Annotated in this window: 1 pseudogene; it reads left to right on the top strand. The window is 60.4% G+C overall.

From position 1 onward, the window contains the following. Window positions 1-825 (top strand): annotated as a pseudogene (locus tag AB3X89_RS40000) (Tn3 family transposase); the annotation flags it as partial.

The raw sequence follows: 825 nt of genomic DNA, 5'->3' as shown, positions 1-825 counted from the left end.
CGCCTCAAAATCCTCCACGCCATTGACCTGCCCGCAGGCCTCGACCGGATGGTTCACCGGAACCGTCTGCTCAAGATCGCCCGCGAAGGCGCGCAGATGACGCCTGCCGACCTGGCCAGATTCGAAAAGCAACGGCGTCATGCCACCCTGGTGGCCATCGTGATCGAAGCTACGGCGACGGTCACTGACGAGATCGTTGATCTGCACGACCGCATCATCGGACGGCTCTTGAATGCCGAGAAAAACAAGCATCAGGAGCAGTTTCATCGTTCGGGAAAAGCCATCAACGACAAGGTGAGACTGTACGGGAAGCTGGGCCGGGCTCTGCTGGAAGCCAAGAAAAACGGCGCCGACGCGTTCAAGGCGATCGAATCCGTCATGTCGTGGGAGGCGTTCACGAAAAGCGTCAGCGAAGCCGAGCAGCTCGCCCAGCCCGAAGCGTTCGATTTTCTGCATCAGATCGGGGATCATTATGCGACACTGCGCCGGTACGTCCCGGCCTTCCTGGACATCCTGAAGCTACGTGCCGCTCCTGCGGCGACGGATGTGCTTGCAGCCGTCGATACGATCCGCGCCATGGACAACGACGGAGTGCGAAAAATTCCTGCCGACGCGCCCACCGCCTTCGTCAAGCCACGCTGGAAACCACTCGTGATGCCCGACAGCGGTCTCGATCGCCGTTACTACGAACTGTGCGCGCTCGCCGAGCGGAAGAACGCGCTACGCTCAGGCGACATCTGGGTGCAGTGCTCACGCCAGTTCAGGGACTTTGACGACTACCTGCTGCCGACAGAGAATTTCCAGGCGATCATGCAGGGCAATGTC

Origin of the sequence: Paraburkholderia sp. BR14320 (genome assembly GCF_040948665.1) — a bacterium.
In the GTDB taxonomy this organism is placed as follows: Bacteria; Pseudomonadota; Gammaproteobacteria; order Burkholderiales; family Burkholderiaceae; genus Paraburkholderia; species Paraburkholderia youngii.
This window is presented reverse-complemented; position numbering and strand designations above follow the sequence as displayed.